Raw genomic sequence first — 25,341 nt, 5'->3', positions numbered from 1 at the left:
TACCGGATTGAGCTCGGGGAAATCGATAATGCGCTCGTCAATCATCCGTCGGTTACCGAGGCGGTTACGCTCGATTATACGGACGAACAGGGAAACACGACACTTTGCGCGTATTACACGACGGCTCAAGGAGCCGAGCTTATGCCAGCCGAACTGAAGTTGTTTCTGGCGCAAAGCATGCCGGCGTATATGCTTCCTGCCTCGCTCGTCCAGTTGACTGCGATGCCGGTTACGCCCAATGGAAAAATCGACCGGAAGGCGCTGCCCAGGCCGGACCTAAGGGAAGTAAGCCGGATCGACCAAGCCCGGATCGAGCCGCGTACGCAGCAAGAAAGACTGCTCGCCGACGTGTGGTCCGAGGTGATGGGAATCGCGGAGCTATCGGCGACGGACCATTTCTTCGAGCTGGGCGGAGATTCGATCAAGGCGATCAAAGTTGTCGCCCGTCTGCAGCGTCAAGGCTGGAAGCTGGAGCTCAAGGATATATTCCAGTATCCGACGCTAGCCCGGCTGGCGGACCGTCTTGTCCTAACAGACGCCATGGTCGCCGGGCCCGCTATCGAAGGACATGCCTGTCTTAGCCCGGGTCAGCGGCAGTGGCTCGCTGATTCCAATGCTCGCAAACTCCCGCCGTATGATTGCCGTCTCTTGAAATTCGGTCATCGTTTGGAGGAGGAACGGGTTGCTGCCGTGATGGACGCTCTGTTGGAGCACCATGATGCTCTGCGTATGGCATTCCATCAGGAGAATGGCGTGATGGTTCAACATAATCGGGCAGCGGAGGAGCTGGTAAGAAACCGGGATTCGTTCTATCGCTTTGAAGTAAAGGAGTTGAATCATAGCTTAGACGGACGTGAAGCGGATCACATCCTTCAGAACCTCCACAGTCATGAACGCTCAGCTTCAGAGTCTATGACGGAGCCGCTAGTTCGCGTGACGCTGCTTCAAGCTTCTGAGGAGAGCGGCTTGCTGGTGCAAATTCACCGTTTGCTGGCAGACGACCGTTCTTGGCGCATCCTGACGTCGGATATCCGTCAAGGATTGTTTCAATCGGCACAAGGCGAGCCTGTCGTCTGGGAAGCGAAGACCGCCTCCTTTCTGGAATGGGCGGAAACGGTTGGCCAGTGGTATGCTTCGGACATCATGCAGCAGAGGGAGCTCCCGTATTGGCGATCGGTAGAGCAGACAGCTTCGTTATTGCCCGATCCGAGGAAGGAAGAACCGGACAACCCATCCGAAGGGGCTTCCGTCACGTGCCTGCTTCCATGGTCGAAGGAAGAGACAGACCATCTCTTTGAAGCTGCCGATTCTGCCTACGGGCTGGCGCCGGAAGAGCTGTTGGTGGCCGCCTTAGGCTTGACGATAAAACGGCGAACGGGCCGTACACGTTGGCAGCTGGAGCTGGAAGGAGACGGACGAAAGGCCTGGGGCCATCGGGTAGACGCCTCCCGAACGGTCGGCTGCTTCCGCTATACCTATCCGTATGTAGTAAATATGGAGGACGCCAAGGATCTTGGCGAATGGCTGGTGCAAGTGAAGGAGGAGCTGCTTCAGCCGCCTCACCGCGGACTTGGCTGGGGACTGATCGCCGCAGCGAATGAGACTGAATCGGGTCTCGCTGCCTTATCCCGTAGACGAGCGGACCTCTCGCTCGCTTATGTAGGACAAGCAGATCTGGAAGCAAGTCCATGGACAGACTATACAGGCGGCACCCAGCTGGCAATTCGCGTTTCTAGTAAAGGGGGACGGCTGGAAGCCGCCCTGCATGGCAGCGGCGCCTTCTTCACCGAAGCATCGCTGCAAGCATTTGCCGCCGAGTTCAAGCTCAGCTTGCAGCAAGTGGCCGAGCATTGCGCGGGAGCGGGCATGCGCCGCCAGACGCCGTCCGACTTCGGAGGCCACGGACTTCTGCCGGCGGAGTTTGCTCGTGTGAGGCTCAAGATGGAGGAAAAGCTGCCCGGGGCCGAGATGGAAAGATTGTTTCGGATGACCCCGATGCAGGAAGCGATGCTGTTCTATAAGCAGCTCAATCCGGATTCGGAGATGTACACGGAGCAGCTCATGCTGACACTCCAAGGAGAGCTTGACGTCGAAGCATTCCATGCCGGCGTCCAGGCCCTAATCGACCGGTACGGCATTCTGCGCACCGTCTTCATCGACACCGAGGTGCATCGTCCCTTGCAGCTCGTCCTCAAGGAGCGCAAAGCCGTGGGCCAATGCCTCGATGTTACCCATCTCCCTGAAGCGGAACGGGAGGAGGCGGCGGTGCAGCTAGTCCGGGAGGATCGGAAGAAAGGGTTTGACCTCACACGAGAGGTGCCGCTCCGGTATCTCATCATCCGCATGGACGACGGCACATGGAAGGTGGCATGGACTCATCATCATATTGTGATGGACGGCTGGTGCCTCGGCGTGCTTATGCGCGACTGGCTACAATTCTACAGGCAAGCGGTGAACGGCGTTTCTCCCCAGCTTGAACCCGTTCAGCCGTATGAACGATTCATCCGCTGGCTGGATGAGCAGAACCCTTTGGACGCCCATACCTATTGGCGCAACCTGCTCGCCGGCTTTGAGCAGCAAACCGGCGTGCCCAAGCGCTCCGGCTATACCGGCGCGGAAGGGTACGAGCTTGCCGAACGTTCATTCAAGCTAAACGCCATGTTGACCGCCAAGCTGGAGAAGCTCGCCCATCGGCAAGGTTCAACTCTGCATCATCTGCTGTTGACTGCCTGGGGCGTACTGCTCGCTAAGTATAATCAGGTGACAGATGTAGTATTCGGTCATGTCGTATCCGGACGGCCCGCAGACCTGCCAGGCGCGGACAGCATGGTCGGACTGTTTATCAACACCGTTCCGGTCCGGGTCCGGATGACCGGAGCTCCGTCCTTTGTCGATCTTCTTAGCATAGTTAGAGACCAAGCCGTCGCTACCGGGGGGAAGTATGACAACGAGCCGTTGACGGAGATCCAGGCGTTGACGGATATTCGGCAGGGACTGATCGATCATCTACTCGTCCTCGAAAACTTCACGATAGACCAGCAGGAGCTGGAGCGGTCGTTCGATGAATCGGATATCGGGTTTACGATGAGTGATTTCGTTTCGTTCGAACAGACTAACTATGACTTGAATGTGATCGTAATTCCGGGAGAAGAAATTCTGATCAAGCTGAACTATAACGCGCGGGCTTATGAGCATGGCGTGATGGATCGTATTGGCGAGCATTGGACACATGTGCTGGAGCAGGTAGCGGCTGCGCCGGAGATGTCCGCGTCGGAGATCAGGCTGGCGACGGAAGCGGAACGGCAATGGCTGGTCTATGATTTGAATCAGACGGCGCTTGCCTATCGACATGACACGACGCTGCATGGCTTGTTCGAAGAGATGGCCGCCCGGCAGCCTAAAGCATTGGCCCTGGTATGCGAAGGCCGTTCGCTGACCTACCGGGAGCTGAACGAGCAGGCGAATCGGCTAGCCCATTTGTTGAAGGCTCAAGGCGCTGGCGCAGGCCGATTCGTCGGAATCGTCATGGAACGCTCCGAGCAGTTGATCGTCGGTTTGCTCGGTATCCTGAAGGCCGGCGCCGCTTATGTTCCGTTCGAGCCTACTTTCCCGGCTGGGCGGATCGCCCATATTGCCCGTACGCTCGACCTGAAGCATATGGTCAGCCTGTCGGCGCAATCGGCTCTGCTGGAGGGCTTGAGCCAGGAGCTGGAAAATGGTCCGGTCGTCATCCTGCTGGACCGGGATGTAAGCACGGAGCTGTCTACAGCCGATTTGCCCAAGCAATCGGGAGTGGAAGACTACGCCTACGCGATCTTCACATCCGGCTCGACGGGTACGCCGAAGGGAGTGCTCGTACGACACAAGCCTGTGCTCAACCTGATCGACTGGGCGCTGCGTACTTTCCAGTTCCATCAAGAAGACCGGGTGCTGCTCGTAGCTTCCGTCTGCTTCGACTTATCGGTCTTCGATATATTCGGACTGCTGGCTGCCGGCGGGTCGATCCATATCGCGACTGAACCGCAGATGAGAGATCCGCGGATTCTTCTTGAACTGCTGCGCAACGAGCCGATCAGCTTCTGGGATTCCGCACCGGCGGCGCTCGGCCAGCTGTTACCTTACCTGGACGGGATGCCATCAGCCGGGGACAGCAAGCTGAGATTAATCTTCCAGAGCGGCGACTGGATTCCACTTACGCTGCCGCCTGCGATGTCGAAAGCCTTTCCTTCGGCCCGCTTCATCGCCCTTGGAGGGGCGACTGAGGCAACCGTCTGGTCCAACTTCCATGAGGTTGGCCGCATCGATCCCGAATGGGTTAGCATCCCTTACGGGCGTCCCATCCAGAATGCTTGTTATTACATCTTGGATGAACAGCACGAGCCGTGCCCGGCAGGCGTACCGGGCGAGCTTTACATCGGCGGCGAGTGTCTGGCTGCGGGCTATCACGACCCGGAGCTTACCCGGGCCAGCTTCTTGCCCGATCCGTTCCGTAAGTCGCTTGATGCGCGTATGTACAAGACGGGAGATCGGGCGCGGTTCCGCGAAGACGGCGTGATCGAATTCCTCGGTCGAATCGATCATCAGGTTAAAATACGCGGTTACCGCATCGAGCTGGGTGAAGTCCAGGTACAACTGTCGGCCTTTGACGCAGTCACCGATGTCATCGTCATCGACCGGAAGGACGCGCAGGGTCAGCAGGTACTGTGCGCCTACTACACCGCGGCGCGCCCGGTCAGGTCGGAGGAGCTGAGAGAGCACTTATCCGCCACGCTGCCCTCTTATATGATTCCTTCGTACTTTGTGCAGCTGGATCGTCTGCCGGTCACAGCCAACGGGAAGATCGACCGGAAGGCGCTGCCCGATCCAGCGGAGAGCATCCGCCCCGCTGCGGACTATGAAGCGCCTGCCAACGAGACGGAGCGCCTGCTGGCCGCAGTCTGGGAGGAAGTGCTGGAGGTTAGGCGCGTGGGCGTGAACGATTCGTTCCTGGAGCTGGGCGGACATTCCCTCAAGGCCCAGCTGCTGATGCTGCGAATGCACCAGAAGCTGCAGGTGGAGGTTCCGCTTCGCGAGCTGCTGAGGCGCACGACGGTACGCGAGCTGGCAGCTTTGGTCGATAAGATGAACAAGTCGGAGCAGGACGTAATCCCGGCGCTTGAAAAGCGCGACTTCTACGAGCTGTCTTCCGCACAGAGAAGGCTCTATATGATCAAGGAGCTTGAGGGGGAAAGCACGTCCTACAATATGCCCGGATTCCTTACGCTCGAAGGCGAGCTGGATCGCGTGAGGCTGGGAGAGGCGCTGCAGGCGCTCGTGAAACGGCACGAAGCTCTGCGTACCTCCTTCGAGGTCGTGAACGGCATACCGATGCAGCGCATCCATGAGGAGGTTGAGCTGACTATCGGCTATGCGGAATGCGAAGAGAGCCGGCTGGAAGAAGCGATCAGTAATTTCGTCTTGCCGTTCGAGCTGACGCGAGCTCCGCTGGTGCGGTTTGCTCTTGTTCGGACCGGGGAGCGGAAGCATGTGCTGCTTGCCGACATGCATCATATCGTTTCGGACGGGATATCCGTCTCCATCGTCTTGGAGGAAATTGCCGAGCTGTACGAAGGACGGAAGCGGGCTCCGCTGGCCATCCAATATAAGGATTATGCAGCGTGGCAAGCCAGCAGACACAGCGGATCTATCTTGGAACGACAGCGGGATTACTGGTTGGCCCGGTTAGAAGGCGAGCTTGTTTCACTTGACCTGCCTGCAGACTATACCCGCCCCGCGGTCCGTTCGTTCGAAGGGGACGAGATCCGCTTCCGGGTCGATGCCGAGTTGGCCGGGAAGCTGACGGAGCTCGCTACCGGTGCGGGGGCTACCTTGTACATGGTGCTGCTTGCGGCGTTCCAGCTGCTGCTTGCCAAGTACAGCGGCCAGGAGCATATGGTGGTCGGATCGCCTTTCGCAGGCCGGGAGCGCGAGGAGCTGAAGCCTCTGGTCGGCATGTTCGTCAATACGCTGCCGATCCGTACGTCTCCCGGCGCAGAGAAAACCTTCGCGATCTATTTAGCCGAAGTGAAGGAAGCGGTGCTTGGCGCATACGAGCACCAGGACTATCCGCTGGAGGAGCTTATCGATCAGCTTGAGCTGCCGCGGGACTTAAGCCGCAATCCTTTATTCGACACGGTATTTGCACTTCAAAATATCGATATTCGGCCCGCGACGATGGACGGGCTTTCCATTACTCCTTATGCGTCCCCGAGCCGGATCGCTAAGTTCGATCTGACGCTCGAAGGCAGCCTTGCCGACGACGGGCTTTACTTCACGCTCGAATACGCCGTCCGATTATTCCGGAAAGAAACGGTGGAAAGGCTGTCCGGCCATTATCTGCACCTGCTTCATCAGCTTGCCGCAAGCCGTCCGGACACGCGTCGGCTCGGGGAGCTGGAATTGATCACAGATGGGGAAAAAGCGCAGATCAAGCATGTGTTTAATAAACCTGTACCGGAGGAGCAGCCGGCTGCCCGCGTCTCCTGCTTGAACGCCGTCTTTGATGAGCAGGTAAGGCTAAGACCGGATCAAATCGCCGTGACGTATCGGGGCGAGGGATGGACCTACTGCGAGTTGAACGAGCGGGCGAACAAGCTTGCCAGGACGCTGCGGGAGACGGGAGTGAAGCCAGATACGCTCGTCGCGCTGATGCTCGAGCGGTCGGTGGAGATGATCGTCGGTATCCTGGGCGTGCTGAAGGCGGGTGGCGCCTATGTGCCGATCGATCCAAGCTATCCGCCGGATCGGATCGCTTATATGCTGGCGGACAGCGGTACAAGGGTGCTGTTGACGCATGAGCGAGCAGGTTCGGAAGCGATAGGGCCGTATGAAGGAATCCGGTTCTACCTCGATCAGGAAGAAGTTTATGGGGAGGACGGCTCTGACCTGCCGATTGTGAACGGACCGAACGATACGGCTTATGTGATCTATACGTCCGGAACGACCGGACAACCGAAAGGCACCGTATTGACTCATGATCATGTGATTCATATTGTCCGAGAGACGAATTACATCGACATTCGCTCGGAAGACCGGGTTCTGCAATTTTCTAACTATGCGTTCGACGGTTCGGTATTCGATATTTTCGGTGCGCTTCTGAACGGGGCTAGACTTGTCATGGTGGACGCCGAGGCGGTTCGCGACCTTCGTCTGCTGTCCGGCATCATGAAGAGCGAGGAGATCACGGTCGGTCTGATCACGACCGCCTTGTTCCATACGTTGGTGGATGAGGAACTCGACTGCTTATCCGGGATGCGCCAAATTATTTTCGGCGGGGAGAAGGCTTCCCTTCCGCATGTCCGCAAAGCGCTGCAGTTCCTTGGCCCTAACAGGCTGATCAATGCTTACGGACCGACCGAGACGACGATATTGACCGCTTACCATCCGGTGAACGAGCTCGCAACCCATGCCCAAACCGTGCCGATCGGCAAGCCGGTCCGCGGGATGCAGCTGTATGTAGTCGGTCCGCAGCAGACGCTTCAACCGGTGCTTGTGCCGGGCGAGCTGTATGTGGCAGGCCGTGGAGTTTCCCGCGGTTACTTGAATAAGCCCGAATTAACGGCGGAGAAATTCATCGAATGTCCATTCGCCCCAGGCATGATCATGTACCGGACGGGTGACCTCGTAAGGTGGCTGCCAGACGGAACGCTGGAATATTTGGACCGGATGGACCAGCAGGTCAAGATTCGCGGCCATCGCATAGAAATGAGCGAAATCGAAAACAGGCTGCTATCTCACGACCTCATCCGGGAAGCCGCGCTGACGGCTCGCAAAGACGGGCAAGGACAGACTGCCTTGTGCGCTTATATCGTGGCCGATCGCGAGCTGCAGCCGTCCGAGCTGCGGGACTTTCTGGGCAAACAGCTGCCCGACTATATGATCCCGAGGCACTTCGTCTCATTGGACCGGCTGCCGATCACGGCTAACGGGAAACTGGACCGGAAGGCGCTGCCGGCGCCTGACGTCTCAGCAGGCCGCGAAACGGAATACGTAGCGCCAAGAAACGATGTGGAGCAAAAGCTGGCGGGTATCTGGTCGCAGCTATTAGGAACGAAGATCGGGATCGATGACTCCTTCTTTCACTCGGGCGGCGATTCGATAAAGGCGATTCAGGTATCGGCGCGTCTGCACAAGGCTGGATTCCAGCTCGAGATGAGGCAGCTGTTCCTGTATCCGACGATCCGGCACTTGGCTCCGCATGTCAGGCAGCTCGGAACGACAGCTTCTCAAGCGCCAGTCCAAGGAAGCATTCCGCTGGGGCCGATCCAGAGCTGGTTCGCCGGGCAGCGCTTCACGGATGCGCATCACTTTAACCAAGCGGTTATGCTCTACCGGGACGAGGGCCTGGATCCTGAAGCGATTCGACTCGTCTGGGATAAGCTGACCGAGCACCATGATATGCTCCGCTGCGTCTTTCCGGCGCCGAACGGCGAGCTGACGGCTTATGTACGCGGGGTCGGTGAGGCTGCTAATAGGCTGGAAACAACCGAGCTGCAGGAACTTCAGCCCGAAGCCGCCCGCGAAGCGATCCGCCGGAAGGCAGATGAGCTGCAAGCGAGCATGAAGCTTACGGACGGGCCGCTTGTCAAGCTGGAGCTTTTCCGTACCGGGCAAGGAGATCATCTGCTGATCGTCATCCATCATCTGCTCGTCGACGGTGTATCTTGGCGGATTTTGCTGGACGACTTTACAGCGCTGTACGACATGGCTGTAGGCGGGGAACAGCTAGAGCTCCCCCCAAAAACGCATACCTACAAGGATTGGACACAATCGCTTCGCGAATGGGCGACCAGCGAACGGCTGCTTGCCGACATTCCTTACTGGCTCGAGCAGGAGAGGAGTGCCGTGGCCCCGCTGCCGCTTAGAGGTAAGGAAGCTCCTTATACGATCGGCAGCGGTACGCAGCTCACGGTCGCGCTTACGAGCGAGCAGACGGCCAGGCTGACCCAGGACACGCATCATGCGTACCGTACCGAGATGAACGATCTGCTGTTGACCGCGTTGGCGCATGCGGCTTCCGAATGGTCCGGCGGCCGGCGCATCGCGGTAGGATTGGAAGGACACGGCCGGGATCAAGTCCTGTCCGCTGCGGGAGCTTCTCTCGATGTATCGCGAACGGTCGGCTGGTTCACTTCGCTATATCCTGTCGTCCTTCCGGAGGGGCTCGGGAAGAGTGCCGGAGAACGGATCAAGGCGGTGAAGGAAGCGCTGCGCTCCATCCCGCACAAAGGAATCGGCTATGGCGTGCTGCGGTATGCAGCGGATCGTGCGCAGCTCGGCGAGCTGAGCTTCTCTCTGCAGCCCGGAATCGGCTTCAATTATTTGGGCGATCTGGACCGGGCGTTCGAGACGGATAATGGCATTCGACGCTCCGATGGCCCGGTAGGGAACGAAGTTAGCCCGCGGATGGAACGGCGTTACCCGCTGGATATCAATGGCTGGATCACGGACGGGAAGCTCACGTTCGAGCTCGACTACGTGCCTGCCCAGTGGAAGGAGGGGGCTGTGGAAGGCTTCGCCGAACGGTTCAAGCAGGAGCTGCTTGACTTGGCGGAGCATTGCGCCTCAAGACGAAAAAGCGAGCTGACGCCCAGCGATATCAGCTCGGTACGGATCGGCGCAGACGAACTGGAGCTGGTATACGGCTCGCTGCCTGAGCAAGCGGAGCTAGAGGACGTGTATACCTTATCGCCGCTGCAGGAAGGACTGCTCTTCCAGGCGCGTATGGAGCCAGCCTCGGAGGCGTACTTTCAGCAGCTGACGCTCGCACTGGAAGGCGAAGTGCATGCCCGATGGCTTGACCAGAGCCTTCGTCATTTGGCTGCGCGGCATGGCATTTTCCGGACGATCTTCCTGTCCGAGTCCGTCAAGCGGCCTGTGCAAGCCGTACTGGCCCAGTGCACGATGCCTGCGCTGTCGGAGCTGGATGTCAGCCATCTGGAGCCGGAAGCGGCGGATGCCGCCGTGCGGCGCTATGAACAGGCAGAGCGGAAGCGCGGGTTCGACCTTTCCCGGGAAACTCCGATGCGGGTAAGTCTGATCAAGACGGGTACTCAGTCTTACAAGCTCGTCTGGAGCTTCCATCATCTGCTGCTTGACGGCTGGTGTCTCGGCATCGTGTTGAAGGAATGGCTTGCGGGGTATGCGGCGCTGAAGCAGGGGCGCTTTGATGCTTGGGCGCAAGCTTTGGAACCGGCTCCTGCCTACGGAAGCTACATCCGCTGGCTGGAGCAGCAGGATAGCGGCAAGGCCGCAGCCTATTGGAGCGAATACCTGAAGGGCTACGGAACGCAGGCCGGACTGCCCCAAGCAAGCGGCAGCTCAAAGCGCCAGAACGAGGGATACGGGGAGCTGAGCTTTGTACTGGATGAACAGACGACAGCCCTTCTCCAAGCCGTGGCCGACAGGCATCAGGCAACGTTGAATACCGTCTTCCAGGTGCTTTGGGCGGTTCTGCTGCACAAGTATAATGACACGAACGACGTGGTCTTTGGAACGGTCGTTGCCGGAAGACCGCCGGAGCTTGACGGGATCGAACGCATGATCGGCCTGTTTATCCATACCGTCCCGGTCCGGTTCCGGGCGGAAGCAGGGGACACCTTCGGAGACATGGTTCGAAGGGCGGCTGAAGAGGCTCATCAGTCCCGGATGTACGAATACTACCCGCTATCCGAGATCCAAGCCGGGTGCGAGCTTAAGCAGCATGTCTTCGATCATGTCCTAGCCTTTGAGAATTATCCGCTCGATGAGAACGAGCTGCAGGAAGAGCAAGCAGCAGGCTGGAGGATGACTGGCGCGGAGGTATTCGAGCGAAGTCATTACCCGCTGTCGGTGTCGGTCTTCCTGGGCCGTAAACTGACCGTAAGGATCGGCTATCGGCAAGGCGTCTATGAGGAATGCATGCTGGAGCGGCTGCCCGCGCAGCTGGAAGGACTGATCGGTCAGGCTGCCGCCGATTCGGAGCGCCCGGTAGCCGAACTGCGGCTGTTGACGGATGACGACCTGCGCCTGCTGGAGCGGTACAACGATACCCATGCCCCTTATCCGCAAGGGGCAACGATTCACGGTCTGTTCGAGGCGCAGGCCCATCGAACTCCTCATGCCCGCGCAGTCACTTCGAACGGACAGACGCTGACCTACAAGCAGCTCAACGACCGCGCAGACAAGCTGGCTGCGGCGCTGCTCGATCAAGGCTTGACGCCAGGCGACATCGTCGGTCTGCTGGCGGAGAAGTCGATCGATACCCTCTCTGCCATTCTCGGCATACTCAAGGCTGGGGGCGCTTATCTGCCGATTGACCCGGATTATCCGGAGGAGCGGATCGCCTATCTGCTGCAGGACAGCGGCGTGAAGCTGCTGCTGACCGAGCAGGGGCTGTCATCCCGGGATCTGCCCGGAGCCTTCAGCGGCAAGGTACTCTGCCTGGACGGCGAGTACGTCGCTACTGCCAAAACTAAAGAGACTGAAGGAGAATTACAGCCGGGCAGGCCGGGTGAGCTGATTCAGCCGATAGACCGGGTCGCCGGCCTGACACAGGATTCTGATCTCGCTTATGTGATCTATACATCGGGTACGACCGGCAAGCCCAAGGGCGTTATGGTACCGCATCGCGGCATGAGCAGTCTCCTCGTCACATTCAGGGATACCCTGCAGGTGACGCCGGATGATCGTGTCCTTCTGTTCGCGAGTCTGTCCTTTGACGCGTCGGTATGGGAGATGTTCATGGCCTTGCTGACAGGGGCCGAGCTGGTATTGGCATCGAAGGACGTGCTCCATCATCCAGTTATGCTGGAGCGGTTCATTCAGGAGCAGGGCATTACAGTTGCTACGCTGCCGCCAACCTATGCTGTGCAGCTGCAGCCGGAGCGAGTAAGCGCTTTGCGTCTGCTTGTAACGGCCGGCTCGGAGGCGTCTGGCGAGCTGGTGAAGGCTTGGAGAACGCACGTCCGTTATTTCAATGCGTATGGACCTACCGAATCAACGGTATGTACGTCGCTTTGGGAGGCCGATCCGGACGGAATGGCCGACACCGGGATCATTCCGATCGGCCGTCCGATCGCCAATACCCAGGTATTCCTGGTCGACCGCCATCTGCAGCTTGTGCCGCCAGGCGCCATCGGTGAGCTGTGCATCGCTGGCGAGGGGCTTGCGGACGGCTACTTGCACCGTCCCGATCTGACAGCGGAAAGATTTGTACCGCATGTCAGGAACGCTCAGCAGCGCATGTACCGGACCGGAGATCTGGCTCGCTGGTTGTCAGACGGGCAGCTTGAGTATCTTGGACGAATCGACCAGCAGGTGAAGATACGCGGTTTCCGTATCGAGCCGGGAGAGATCGAAGCGACGCTCCTGCAGCAGCCGGGCGTTCGGGAAGCGGTGGTCATGGACCGGACCGATTCGGACGGCGTGAAATACTTGTGCGCGTATTATACCGTCGAAACGGTCAAAGTGGGCGAAACGGGAGATACGGGCAATGCGCCTTCCGATGGAGCGAAGCCTCAAGCGCTGCGGGCCGCGTTATCCTCGGTGCTGCCGGATTACATGGTACCTTCGGCATTCCTGCTCCTCGAACGGCTCCCATTAACGCCCAACGGCAAGATCAACCGTTCGGCGCTTCCTGAGCCGGAGCTGGCGTTCCACCGCGACGCGATGTATACGGCACCTCGCACGGACCGGGAAAATCAGCTGGTTCAACTGTGGAGCGAGGTGCTCGGCAGAGAAGCGGCCGTTATCGGCATCGACGATCACTTCTTCGAGCTTGGGGGCCATTCGCTCAAGGCGGCCCGGGTGGCCGCGCACATCCATAGAGAGCTTGGCGTTGAAATCCCGTTAAGGGCCATATTCGACAAGCCCACCATCCGCGAGCTTGCCGCTGCCGTCGAGTCAGCCGGCAACGAAGAGCGGAGGCCGCGTCGCAGACGTATTGCCAGAGCCGGGCGTATGGATACTTATCCGTTATCCCCGGGGCAGAAGCGGATCTACGTGCTTGAGCAAATCGAAGGCGGACAAACGAGCTACAATTTGCCTTCGGTGTACCGGATCGAAGGGGAGCTGGACATCGTCCGGCTCGAGGCGGCCTTCCAGGCGTTGATTCAAAGACATGAATCGCTGCGCACCTCGTTTATCCTCCGGGATGGGGAGCCGGTTCAGCAGATTCATCAGGACGTACCGTTTGAGCTGGAGCTGTATCACGGAGACGGCAGCGAAGAAGTCGAGGCCGAGAAGCTTGCCGAGGCGCTGATTCGTCCCTTCGATCTAGGCCGGGCGCCGCTGCTGCGGGTCTGCATGGCCCAAGGCTATAGTGGAACATTGCTATTCGTCGACATGCATCATATTATCTCCGACGGTATCTCGGTTCAGATCCTGCTCCGGGAGCTCCAGACGTTGTACCGGGGCGATTCGCTGCCGGACGTGCCTCTGCAGTATACCGACTACAGCCTGTGGCAGAGCTCGGAAACCGAGCAGAAGCGGCGGGAGGACGATCGCTTGTATTGGCTTGGCCGGTTCAAAGGGGAGCTGCCGGTGCTAGAGCTGCCTGTCGACCGGCCTCGCAGGTCCGTCCAGGAATTCATCGGCAGCCGTGTTGTTCATTCGGCGGGAAGCGAGCTGAGCCAGAGCGTCGAGCGGCTGGCAGCCGAAACGGGGACGACCGTCTATATGGTGCTGCTGGCGGCCTATAGCATCTTGCTGGCCAAATACGCGGGTCAGGAGGATATTATTGTCGGTTCCCCGGTGGCCGGGAGGCCTTCCGCTGAGCTGGAGGGCGTAATCGGAATGTTCGTCGGCACACTCGCAATGCGAAGCCGGCCTGCAGGGGAGAAGACGGTAAACGACTATTTAGTGGAAGTCAAAACGGACGCGCTGAACGCCTTCGAGCATCAGGACTACCCGTTCGAGGAGCTGGTGGACAATCTGGGGCTTGAGCGCGATATGAGCCGCAACCCTTTGTTCGATGTGATGTTTGTGTATCAAAATATGGACATCGCACAGCTGGAGCTTGACGGGTTGACGCTTGCTTCCAGCGAATTCGAGCACCGGGCCGCCAAGCTGGACCTGACTCTGGAGGCCTCGCACAATGAGGAAGGTCTTCGCTTCCTATGGGAATACCGGACGAGTTTGTTCGACTGTAACACCATCGAGCGGATGTCCGGGCACTTCATCCGGGTGCTGGAGCAGATGACCGGCACTCCTGAGGCCAAGATAGGCAGCATCTGCCTGTTGACGAGCCAAGAGCGTGAGCAGCTGGAAGGCTTCTATGACGAGCGGCCCGGGGATCAGGCTGCGGAGCGCGCGCTCCATCAGCTGATCGAGCGGCAGGCGCGGCAGCAGCCGGACAGGACGGCGCTCATCTTCGCTGAGGAGCGGGTGACTTATGCCGGACTCAACGCCCGGGCCAATCGAATCGCCCGGCTGCTGCTGCGGCAAGGAATCCGAAGCGAGGATCGCGTCGGCATCCTGATGCACCGCTCTCCGGAGATGGCGGCCTGCATCCTGGCCGTCTGGAAAGCCGGCGCCGCCTATGTGCCGATCGACCCGGAAGCGCCGGCAAGCCGGAACGCGGGCATGCTCGGCGATGCCGAAGCGGCGGTCCTGCTTACGCTGTCGGAGTATGCGGCCAAGGAGCTGACGGATCAGCTCGGCTGCGCAGTTGTCAAGCTGGACCGTCACGCGGAGCAGCTCGCTGCGGAGGACGGCTCCGACCTGGGATTGCCGCATGATCCGGACCGTCTGGCCTACGTGATCTACACGTCGGGCTCGACGGGCCGGCCCAAGGGAGCGATGGTGGAGCATCGCGGCATGATGAATCATTTGACCGCGAAGGTCGAGGATCTGCAGGTGACCGGCGGCAGCGTGATCGCGCAGAACGCTTCGCACTGCTTCGATATTTCGGTGTGGCAGTTCTTCACCGCGCTGACGCTCGGAGGCATGACGGCGATCTATCCGAATGAGCTGATCCTGCAGCCGGAAGCGCTGCTCCGGCAGGTGATCGCCGATGGCGTGACGATTCTCGAGGTTGTGCCGTCCTATCTGGCGGTGTTGCTGGATGGGCTGGAGGCCGGCCCTGTGCCAGTGCCGCTGCCTCAGCTGGCTTATCTGGTTGCGACCGGGGAAGCGCTAAAGCAGAACGCGGTGAAGCGATGGTTCGGCCTGTACCCGGACATTCCGATCGTCAACGCCTACGGGCCGACGGAAGCTTCAGACGATATTACCCACTACCGAATGGAGCGGACACCCGAAGCCGGTACGGTGCCGGTCGGCAAGCCTCTGCGCAACTTCCGCATCTATGTGGTGGACGCGTGGGGCCAGCCATGTCCGGTCGGGGTGAAGGGCGAAATCTGGGTGTCGGGCGTCGGCGTCGGTCGGGGGTACTTGAACGATGCGGCCCGCACGCAGGCGGCCTTCGGGGTCGATCCGTTCGTGGAGGAGCCGGGAAGAAGGCTGTACCGGACGGGCGACCTCGGACGGTGGCAGGCAGGCGGCGTCCTCGAGTTTTTCGGGCGGAAGGACCATCAGGTGAAGGTGAGGGGCTACCGGATCGAGCTGGGCGAGATCGATAACAAGCTGGCGGATCATCCGCAGGTGACCGAAGCGGTCGTCATCGATCTGGATGACACTGCCGGGGAGCGTATGTTGTGCGCGTACTATACGAGTCCCCAGGAAGTCGGGCCATCGGTGAGCTCCGATGAGGCGGAGGAATCCGAGCGCCCCCGCGAATCCGGTAAGCATAAGGCACCGGAAGCTGCGGAGCTGGCGGCTTTCCTCGCCGAAAGCCTGCCGTCCTACATGATCCCGGCGCAGTTCATCCGTCTGGAGCGCATGCCTGTGACGGCCAACGGCAAGATCGACCGCAAAGCCTTGCCGCTGCCGCTGAGAACCGCAAAGCTGGCCTTTGCCCCAGCCGCCAAGCCGAGGAACGAGCTGGAGCGGAAGCTGGCCGGGATCTGGAGCGGGCTGCTTGGCCGGGAGGTCGGGATCGACGATCACTTCTTCCATATGGGCGGAGATTCCATCAAAGCGATCCAAGCGGCGGCCCGGCTTCACAAGGAAGGGCTTCAGCTGGAGATGAAGCAGCTGTTTCTTCATCCGACAATCCGGGGCTTAAGCCCCTTCGTCCGTAACCTGGAGCGTCAGGTGAGCCAGGAGCCGGTAACGGGTGAGGCGCCTTTAGCTCCGATCCAGCGATGGTTTTTCCAGCAGGGCTTTACCGATGCGCATCATTTTAACCAATCGGTGCTGCTGTATCGGAAGGAAAGGCTGGAGCTCGCAAGTCTGGAGCGTACACTGGTCAAACTGGCGGAGCATCATGATGCGCTACGCACCCGCTTCACTTACCGGGAAGATCGTCTTATCCAGCGGGTAGGGAGCATGGAGGAGCCCTTATATGGCTTGCACATCGAAGACATCGAAGAGGCATCCGACGCGGAAGCCCGCATCTATGACGCAACGGCTGCGATCCAGCGAAGCATGGATCTGGAGCACGGGCCGCTGCTGCAGCTGGGCTGGTTCCGGACCCCGGATGGGGACCATCTGTTTATGACGGCTCATCATCTGGTCGTAGATGGAGTTTCCTGGCGCATTTTGCTGGAGGATTTCTTTCAACTTTATCAGCAGGCGGAAGCGGGCCAAGCGCTGCAGCTGCCTCTCAAATCGCATGCTTATAAGGACTGGACGGAATTTCTCACCCGTTATGCGGACAGTCCGCAGCTGTTACAGGAGAGGGAGTACTGGCGTTCCATGGAGCAGAAGCTGCCGGCTCAGCTGCCGCGGAAAGGGCGGCATGCCGCCTCCGGTCGCGACCTCAACGCTCAGATCGCCATAACGCTCACCGCCGAGCAGACGACTGCGCTTACGACTACCGTTCACCAGGCCTACCATACGGATATGAACGACGTTCTCCTTGCCGCGCTCGGCGGAGCTGCCGTGGAATGGACGGGCGGAGAGCAGATCGGCATCTGGCTGGAAGGCCACGGACGTGAGGAGATTACCCGCGACCTCGACCTTTCCCGAACGGTCGGCTGGTTCACGGCGTTATATCCGGTCGTGCTGAACGTCGAAGCCGCAGATTCTCCGGGCAGGCGGTTGAAAAAGGTGAAAGAAACGCTTCGTGCCGTTCCACACAAAGGGATAGGATACGGAATTCTGCGATATGTGGCCGAGAGCGGCGCCCTGGACCATGACGGGCAAACCTTCGACTTGTGCCCGGATATCAGCTTTAACTATTTGGGCCAACTGGACGGATCGATGGAAGATTCCACGTTCGCGTTGTCCGCTTATGAGACGGGAGATGAAGTGAGCCCGAATCTGGAGCGCCGTCATCCCGTCGATATTAACGGATGGATACGAGGCGGCCGTCTGACGCTTGTCATCGACTATAATCCGGCGGAATTCGAAGCCGAGGCCATGGGCACATTTGCCGAAGGCCTGAGGCTTCAACTGGAGCAGCTGATCGGGCATTGTATCGGCCAGTCCTACGGGGAGTTGACCCCGAGCGACATCAGCTCCGGCCGGATCGGCTTAGAGCAGCTGGAGCAGGTATACGGACTCATCGGTTCTGAGCGCCAGATTCGGGACGTTTACACGCTGTCTCCCATGCAGGAAGGGCTGCTGTTCCAGCTGCTGCTGGAGCCGGAGTCGGGCGCCTACTTTCAACAGCTGACCCTGCATCTGCAGGGGAAGGTTGATTCGGAGCTGATTAGGCAGAGCTTCGAAGAGCTGATCGTCCGATACGAGATTTTCCGTACCGTATTTCTATTCGATGGGGTACAAGCGCCTCTGCAAGTTGTGCTGCAGGAAAGCTCGATGGAGCCAATGGCCTATTTGGATTTATCCGCAGTACCGGAAACAGAGTGGCAGACGTCGATTCTCACCTTCGAGGAAGATCAGCGCACCCGTCCGTTTGCCTGGAGCGAGTCTACGCCGATGCGGATCGGACTTGTGAAGATGGGGGAGGACAGCTACAGACTGGTCTGGAGCTTTCATCATATTCTGCTTGACGGCTGGTGCCTTGGAATCGTGCTGAAGGAGTGGTTCGAAGCTTACGCCGGCTTGAAAAGGGGCACGCTTGCGGAACCGGAGCCGGCTCCAGCCTATGGGCAGTACATCGCTTGGGTGGAACGCCGGGATAAAGCAGCGGCCTCCCGGTATTGGAAGCAGTATGTGGACGGCTACGATACGCAGACAAGCTTGCCCAAGACGGGCAACCGGAACAACTCCTTCGCAAGCTCCCTCCGGAAGGAAAAGATATTCGTCATCGATGAGCGACGCACGTCGATGCTGCGCGAGCTTGCCCGCGCCGAGGAAGTCACGCTAAACACCGTCTTCCAGACGCTCTGGGGTCTTCTGCTTCAGCTGTACAACGATACGGATGATGTACTGTTCGGTGCAGTCGTATCCGGTCGCTCTCCGGAGATCGAGGATATCGAGCGGATGGTCGGTCTTTTCATCAACACCGTTCCGGTTCGTATACGCACAAGCTTGGGGGCAACCTTCTCCGCGCTGCTGCAGGCGGTCTCTGCGCAAGCGCAGCAGTCTCGAGAGTACGATGATTACCCGCTCTATGACATTCAGGCGGAAAGCGCCCTGCAGCAGCATCTGTTCGATCATGTGATCGCCTTCGAAAATTATCCGCTGGAGGAAGAGGCCGAATCGATCGGTTCAGCCTGGGATCTAGGCTTCCGAATCGGGAGCGTGGATGTGACCGAGCACACGCATTATCCGCTCTCGGTAACCGTAGCGCCAAGACAAGTTCTGACGGTGAAGCTCAGTTATGAGAGCGGGATGTTCGACGAACGGGTGCTGGCGATGCTTCCGCTTCATCTAGAGCGGCTTATCGAGCAGACGGCGGCGAAGCCGGATATGCTTGTAAGCCAGCTGGAGATGGTGACGGCAGAGGAGCAGATGCTGCAGGAATGCGTCATTTTACCGGAGACTGAAACGATACAAGCTGCATCAGCGGGCACCATAAGCGAGGTGTTCGAAGAGGTCGTCGGAAGCGCCGATCCTACGCTTGCAGCGGTCACGTTCGATCACAGCATGTTGACGTATGAGGAACTGGACCGCGAAGCGGAGGAATGGGCTGTCGTCTTGACAGCGGCCGGGATCGGTCGGGGCTCGCTCGTCGCTCTTCTCGCCGATGCCTCCTTCGAGATGGTCGCCGCTACCCTCGGCATATTGAAAGCAGGCGGGGCCTATCTGCCGATCGACCCGGCCAATCCGCAGGAGCGGATCCGTTATATGCTGGAAGATTGCGGGGCCCGGCTGCTTCTCGCCGGACGGCATCTGATGTCTGCTCTGGACTTGAACTGCCGCTGCATCTATTTGGATGAGCGTGAAAGGCTGATGACTACGGCCGCCGAGCGGCCGCAAGCGCGGGTACGCTCGGTCTCATCCCCGGACGATCTGGCCTACGTCATTTATACATCAGGTACGACGGGCAAGCCCAAAGGGGTTATGATCCCGCATCGCGGTATCTTGAATCTGCTGCATACGTTCAAAGCCGAATACGGCTTTGCTGCTGGCGACCGGGTGCTGCAGTTTGCAAGTCTGTCCTTCGACGCATCCGTCTGGGAGCTGTGGATGACACTGCTAAGCGGAGCCACTCTCGTGCTCGCTCCCAAAGAAGTGCTGCACCATCCTGTCAAACTGGAGCGGCTTATGGGAGAGCAGCAAGTGACGGCAGCGCTTCTGCCGCCGGCCTATGCAGCCCAGCTGCCGATCGGCCGCGTGACCTCACTGCGGCTCTTGATTACAGGCGGTTCCGAAGCGCCTGCCGAGCATGTCAACGAATGGCGTCGCCACACGTCTTATGCGAACGCATATGGACCGACCGAGGCTTCGATTATTACGACGATGTGGCGCCCGGACCCGGACCCTGACGAAACTCCGCTTGCAGGGAGCGTACCTATCGGTCGTCCAGTGGCAGGCATGCACGTTCACCTCATGGACAGGCATCTGCGTTTTGTGCCGATCGGCGCTGCCGGCGAACTGTGCATCTCCGGAGCGGGATTGGCGCTCGGCTACTTGAACCGCCAGGAGCTGACGGAAGAGAAATTCCCGCATCATGCGCAGGTCCCCGGGGGCCGGTTGTACCGGACAGGCGACCTGGCTCGCTTGCTGCCGAACGGTCAGCTCGAATATTTGGGTCGTATCGATCAGCAGGTGAAAATACGCGGTTACCGGATCGAGCTTGGCGAGATAGAAGCCGTCCTGCTTCAGCATCCGGCTGTCCGGGAGATTGTCGTCGTCGACTGTCCGGGCGAGTCCGCAGGTACTAAATATTTATGCGCTTATTATACGACCGGCGAGCAAAGCCAGCCTGCCGATGCGCGGGAGCTGAAGGCGCATGCGGCCCGGCATTTGCCGGATTATATGATTCCCGAGGCGTTCGTCCGGCTGGAGCGGCTTCCGCTGACTCAAAACGGCAAAATTGATTTCCGGGCGCTGCCGGTACCGGAAGCCGGAAGTACGGCGGCCGTCTACACGGCTCCGCGCAATGAAAGCGAACGGACGCTGGTTCTCCTGTGGAGCGAGCTGCTAGGTAGAGAGGCGGGATTGATCGGCATCGACGATCATTTCTTCGAGCTGGGCGGCCATTCGCTCAAGGCGGCTCGCCTCGTTGCCCTGATCCATATGGAACTCGGCGTCGAGGTTCCGCTTAAAGCCGTATTCGAACGGCCGACGATCCGGCAGCTGAGTCCGTTACTTGGACAGTTCGTGACTGGCGCTTACCGATCGATTCCGAAAGCGCCGCTGCGGGAGACTTACCCGTTGTCTTCGGCACAGAAGCGATTGTTCATCTTGAATCAATTGGATGGGGGCCAGACCAGCTACAACCTGCCTACGGCACTTCGGATCGAAGGCCGTCTGGATCGCGCTAAGCTGGAGAAAGCCTTCCAAGCACTTATCCTGCGACATGAAGCGCTGCGAACATCCTTCGAGGTTCAAGATGGGAATCCCGTTCAGCTGATTCATGCAACGACGGATTTCAGGCTTGAGCACGCGGAGCTTCTTGAGGAGCAGCTGCAGGCTGAGGCGAAAGCCTTCATACGGCCTTTCGATCTAAGCCTGGCGCCTCTTATGCGGGTTAAGCTGATCACCTTCAACGCGGATTGTGCGTTACTGCTCTTTGACATGCACCATATGATTGCCGATGGCCTGTCCGTTCAGCTGCTCATTCAAGAGCTTCAGCAGCTTTACGGGGGCGATCCGCTGCCGGAGCTTACCCTGCAATATAGGGACTACAGCGAATGGCAGCAATCCGAAGCGGTCCGCAGCCGGATATCGGAACAGCGCGGGTATTGGCTGGATCGCTTCAGCGGCGAGCTGCCTGTGCTGGAGCTGCCGACCGATCGGCTCCGCCCTGCGGTGCTGGATTACGCAGGGGACTTATTCGTGACTAAGCTCGAACCTGAACTGGCACAACGAGTGGGCGAGCTGGCCAAGAAGTCGCAAACGACCGTCTACATGATAATGCTTGCCGCATACAGCATTCTTTTGTCCAAATATGCCGGACAGCGAGATATCGTCATCGGCTCGCCCATAGCCGGGAGAACCGCTCCGGAGCTGGAGAACGTTCTGGGCATGTTTGTCGGTACGTTGGCGCTGCGCTGTGCGCCGGATGGCGACAAGCGTATCGAAGATTTCCTCGAGGAGACTCGTACGCATGTACTGGAGGCCTTCGAGCATCAGGATTATCCGTTCGAGGACTTGGTCGAGGACCTTCGTCTGGAGCGTGATTTGAGCCGGAATCCGTTGTTTGACGTGATGTTTGCTCATCAGAATATAGGCTCCACCGAGCTTGAGCTGGATGGCGTCCGCTGCGTCCCCTATCCCATCGAGAACCCGGCGGCCCAATTCGATATCAACCTGGAGACCTCTGAGGGGGAAGACGGGCTGAGGCTAAGCTGGGGATACCGGACAAGCCTGTTCGACCGTAGCACCATCGAGCGGATGTCCGGACACTTCATCCGGGTGCTGGAGCAGATGACCGGCACTCCTGAGGCCAAGATAGGCAGCATCTGCCTGTTGACGAGTCAGGAGCGGGAGCAGCTGGAGGGCTTCTATGACGAGCGGCCCGGGGATCAGGCTGCGGAGCGCGCGCTCCATCAGCTGATCGAGCGGCAGCAGCCGGACAGGACGGCGCTCATCTTCGGTGAGGAGCGGGTGTCTTATGCCGGACTCAACGCCCGGGCCAATCGAATCGCCCGGTTGCTGCTGCGGCAAGGAATCCGAAGCGAGGATCGCGTCGGCATCCTGATGCACCGCTCGCCGGAGATGGTGGCCTGCATCCTGGCCGTCTGGAAAGCAGGCGCCGCCTATGTGCCGATCGACCCGGAAGCGCCGGCAAGCCGGAACGCGGGCATGCTCGGCGATGCCGAAGCGGCGGTCCTGCTTACGCTGTCGGAGTATGCGGCCCAGGAGCTGACGGATCAGCTCGGCTGCGCAGTTGTCAAGCTGGACCGTCACGCGGAGCAGCTCGCTGCGGAGGAAGGCTCCGACCTGGGATTGCCGCATGATCCGGACCGTCTGGCCTACGTGATCTACACGTCGGGCTCGACGGGCCGGCCCAAGGGAGCGATGGTGGAGCATCGCGGCATGATGAATCATTTGACCGCGAAGGTCGAGGATCTGCAGGTGACCGGCGGCAGCGTGATCGCGCAGAACGCTTCGCACTGCTTCGACATTTCGGTGTGGCAGTTCTTCACCGCGCTGACGCTCGGAGGCACGACGGCGATCTATCCGAATGAGCTGATCCTGCAGCCGGAAGCGCTGCTCCGGCAGGTGATCGCCGATGGCGTGACGATTCTGGAGGTTGTGCCGTCTTATCTGGCGGTGTTGCTGGATGGGCTGGAGGCCGGCCCTGCGCCTGTGCCGCTGCCTCAGCTGGCCTATCTGGTGGCGACCGGGGAAGCGCTGAAGCAGAATGCGGTGAAGCGATGGTTCGGCCTGTACCCGGACATTCCGGTCGTCAACGCCTACGGGCCGACGGAAGCTTCAGACGATATTACCCACTACCGAATGGAGCGGACACCCGAAGCCGGTACGGTGCCGGTCGGCAAGCCTCTGCGCAACTTCCGCATCTATGTGGTGGATGCGTGGGGCCAGCCATGTCCAGTCGGGGTGAAGGGCGAGATCTGGGTGTCGGGCATCGGCGTCGGTCGGGGGTACTTGAACGATGCGGCCCGTACGCAGGCGACCTTCGGGGTCGATCCGTTTGTGAAGGAGCCGGGAAGAAGGCTGTACCGGACGGGCGACCTCGGACGGTGGCAGGAAGGCGGCGTCCTCGAGTTTTTCGGGCGGAAGGACCATCAGGTAAAGGTGAGAGGCTACCGGATCGAGCTGGGCGAGATCGATAACAAGCTGGCTGATCATCCGCAGGTGACCGAAGCGGTCGTCATCGATCTGGATGACGCTGCCGGGGAGCGTATGCTGTGCGCGTACTTTACGACTTCTCAGGAAGCCGGGCCATCAGAGAGCTCCGACGGGGCGGGTGAATCCGAGCGCCCCCGCGAATCCGGTAAGCGTCAGCCACCGGAAGCTGCGGAGCTGGCGGCTTTCCTCGCCGAAAGCCTGCCGTCCTACATGATCCCGGCGCAGTTCATCCGTCTGGAGCGCATGCCTGTGACGGCCAACGGCAAGATCGACCGTAAGGCCTTGCCGCTGCCGGAGCTATCTAACTCCGAATCCGTATCTGCCAGCGCCTGGGCTCCGCCCAAGAATGGATGGGAATCCCGCCTGCTGCGCGTCTGGCATGATGTACTCGGCACAAGCAGCTTCGGCATGGACGGCCATTTCTTTGAACTGGGCGGCCACTCGCTGCTGGCCATCCGTTTGATCCAGGCGATCGAGCGGGAATTCCGAATGGAAGTGCAGCTGCGCACGGTGTTTACGCATCCGACTGTACGGATGATGGCTGCGTACCTGGAGTCCGAAACGATCGGAAGCTTGTGGGCAGCCATTCCCGAGGCAGGGAGCAGGGACGCTTATCCGGCTTCCTATGCCCAGACCGAACACATCCGCTGCTACAGGAATGGAACGAACCTTGCTGGCGGTCACCTTACCCGAGCGATGTTGCTTGAAGGTCCGCTGGATAAGGTAATGCTCCGGGCTGCCTTCGGAGAACTGCTGAGCCGCCATGAAACGCTTCGTACCTCTTTCATTCTTCATGATGAGGGAGCCGATCAGCAGGTACATGATTCCGTCTGCTTTGAAGTCGCCGAATCGACGGCGGGCGAAGAGGATATGGACCAAATCTTAAGAGCGTTTGTAAGGCCGTTCGACCTGGAGCAAGCTCCGCTGCTGCGCGCCGAGCTGGTCAGCTTGGCAGAGAATCGCCACATGCTGCTTACTGACCTGCACCGGTCCGTCGCCGACGGGTTGTCAACCGGTCAGTTGATGGCGGAGCTGTTCGGTTTGTACCAAGGCGACGCGCTTCCAAAGTTAACGGCACAGTATAAGGACTATGCATGCTGGCAGCAATCGGCCTTGCAGGAGCCGGGAATGATGGCCCAGGAGGAATATTGGCTGCGGCAGCTATCAGGTGCGCTTCCGAACGTAGAGCTTCCTGTGCGGAGCGGTGCACCCGTCTTACGCGGAGCCGAAAGCGCTCAGCTGGCGGTTCGGCTGGAGCCTCAGCTCTCCAGGCAGCTCAGGGAGCTGGCGGTACGCCGGGGGGCCACACTCTACATGGTCCTGTTGTCCGCCTTCAGCGCCCTGCTTTATCGAAGAACCGGCCAAAACGATCTGGTTATCGGTTCGCCGAGCGGAGGCCGCAGCCATCCGGCCGTTTCCCCGATGATAGCGCCGCTTGAGAACGCGCTTGCCATTCGGGTGCGGCCCGCCAGCACGGTTTCCTTTAACGAGTTGCTTGAGCAAGTAAAGGAAACGGCCCTTCAGGCGCTGGAGCATCAGGAGTATCCGTTCCTGTGGCTTCTGGAGTCCTTGCGCGATGCGGGCTGGCCGACCTACCAAAGACCCCCGTTTGACGTCACGTTCCAGATGCAGAACGAACCGGCGGAGCTCATGAGCTCCGGCGACTTGACGCTCCTTCCGTATCCCGAAAATAACGGGATGGTTCTCTCTCTTCTGGCTGCCGGAGCGGTCGATCGGGGAGAGCAGGGGCTTGAACTCATCATGGAGTATGCGCAGGACTTGTTGGCAGAAGAGGACATTCAGCTTCTGCTGCATCAATTCACCCAGCTGCTGGAGCAGCTGTGCGGAAATCCGGACGAACCGCTGTCCCTCCTAAGCCTGGCTTGCTCATCCGGCAACGGGCTGCAGCTGCAAGGAGGCACCCAAGGATAG

General features: G+C 59.6%; 1 protein-coding gene (cut by a window edge). It reads left to right on the top strand.

Going from position 1 to position 25,341, the window contains the following annotated elements; genetic code table 11:
- A protein-coding gene (locus GSF01_RS07430) for a non-ribosomal peptide synthase/polyketide synthase (RefSeq protein WP_159882442.1) crosses the window boundary here: on the top strand, positions 1-25,341 show its 3' portion. The gene continues 2,607 nt to the left of window position 1, outside the view; the window shows 25,341 of its 27,948 coding nt (coding positions 2,608-27,948); the start codon falls outside the window, past its left edge; it ends in the stop codon at positions 25,339-25,341.

Origin of the sequence: Paenibacillus puerhi, assembly GCF_009846885.1 — a bacterium.
In the GTDB taxonomy this organism is placed as follows: Bacteria; Bacillota; Bacilli; order Paenibacillales; family NBRC-103111; genus Paenibacillus_G; species Paenibacillus_G puerhi.
The sequence above is the reverse complement of the archived record's forward strand: the minus strand, read 5'-3'. Positions and strand labels throughout refer to the sequence as shown.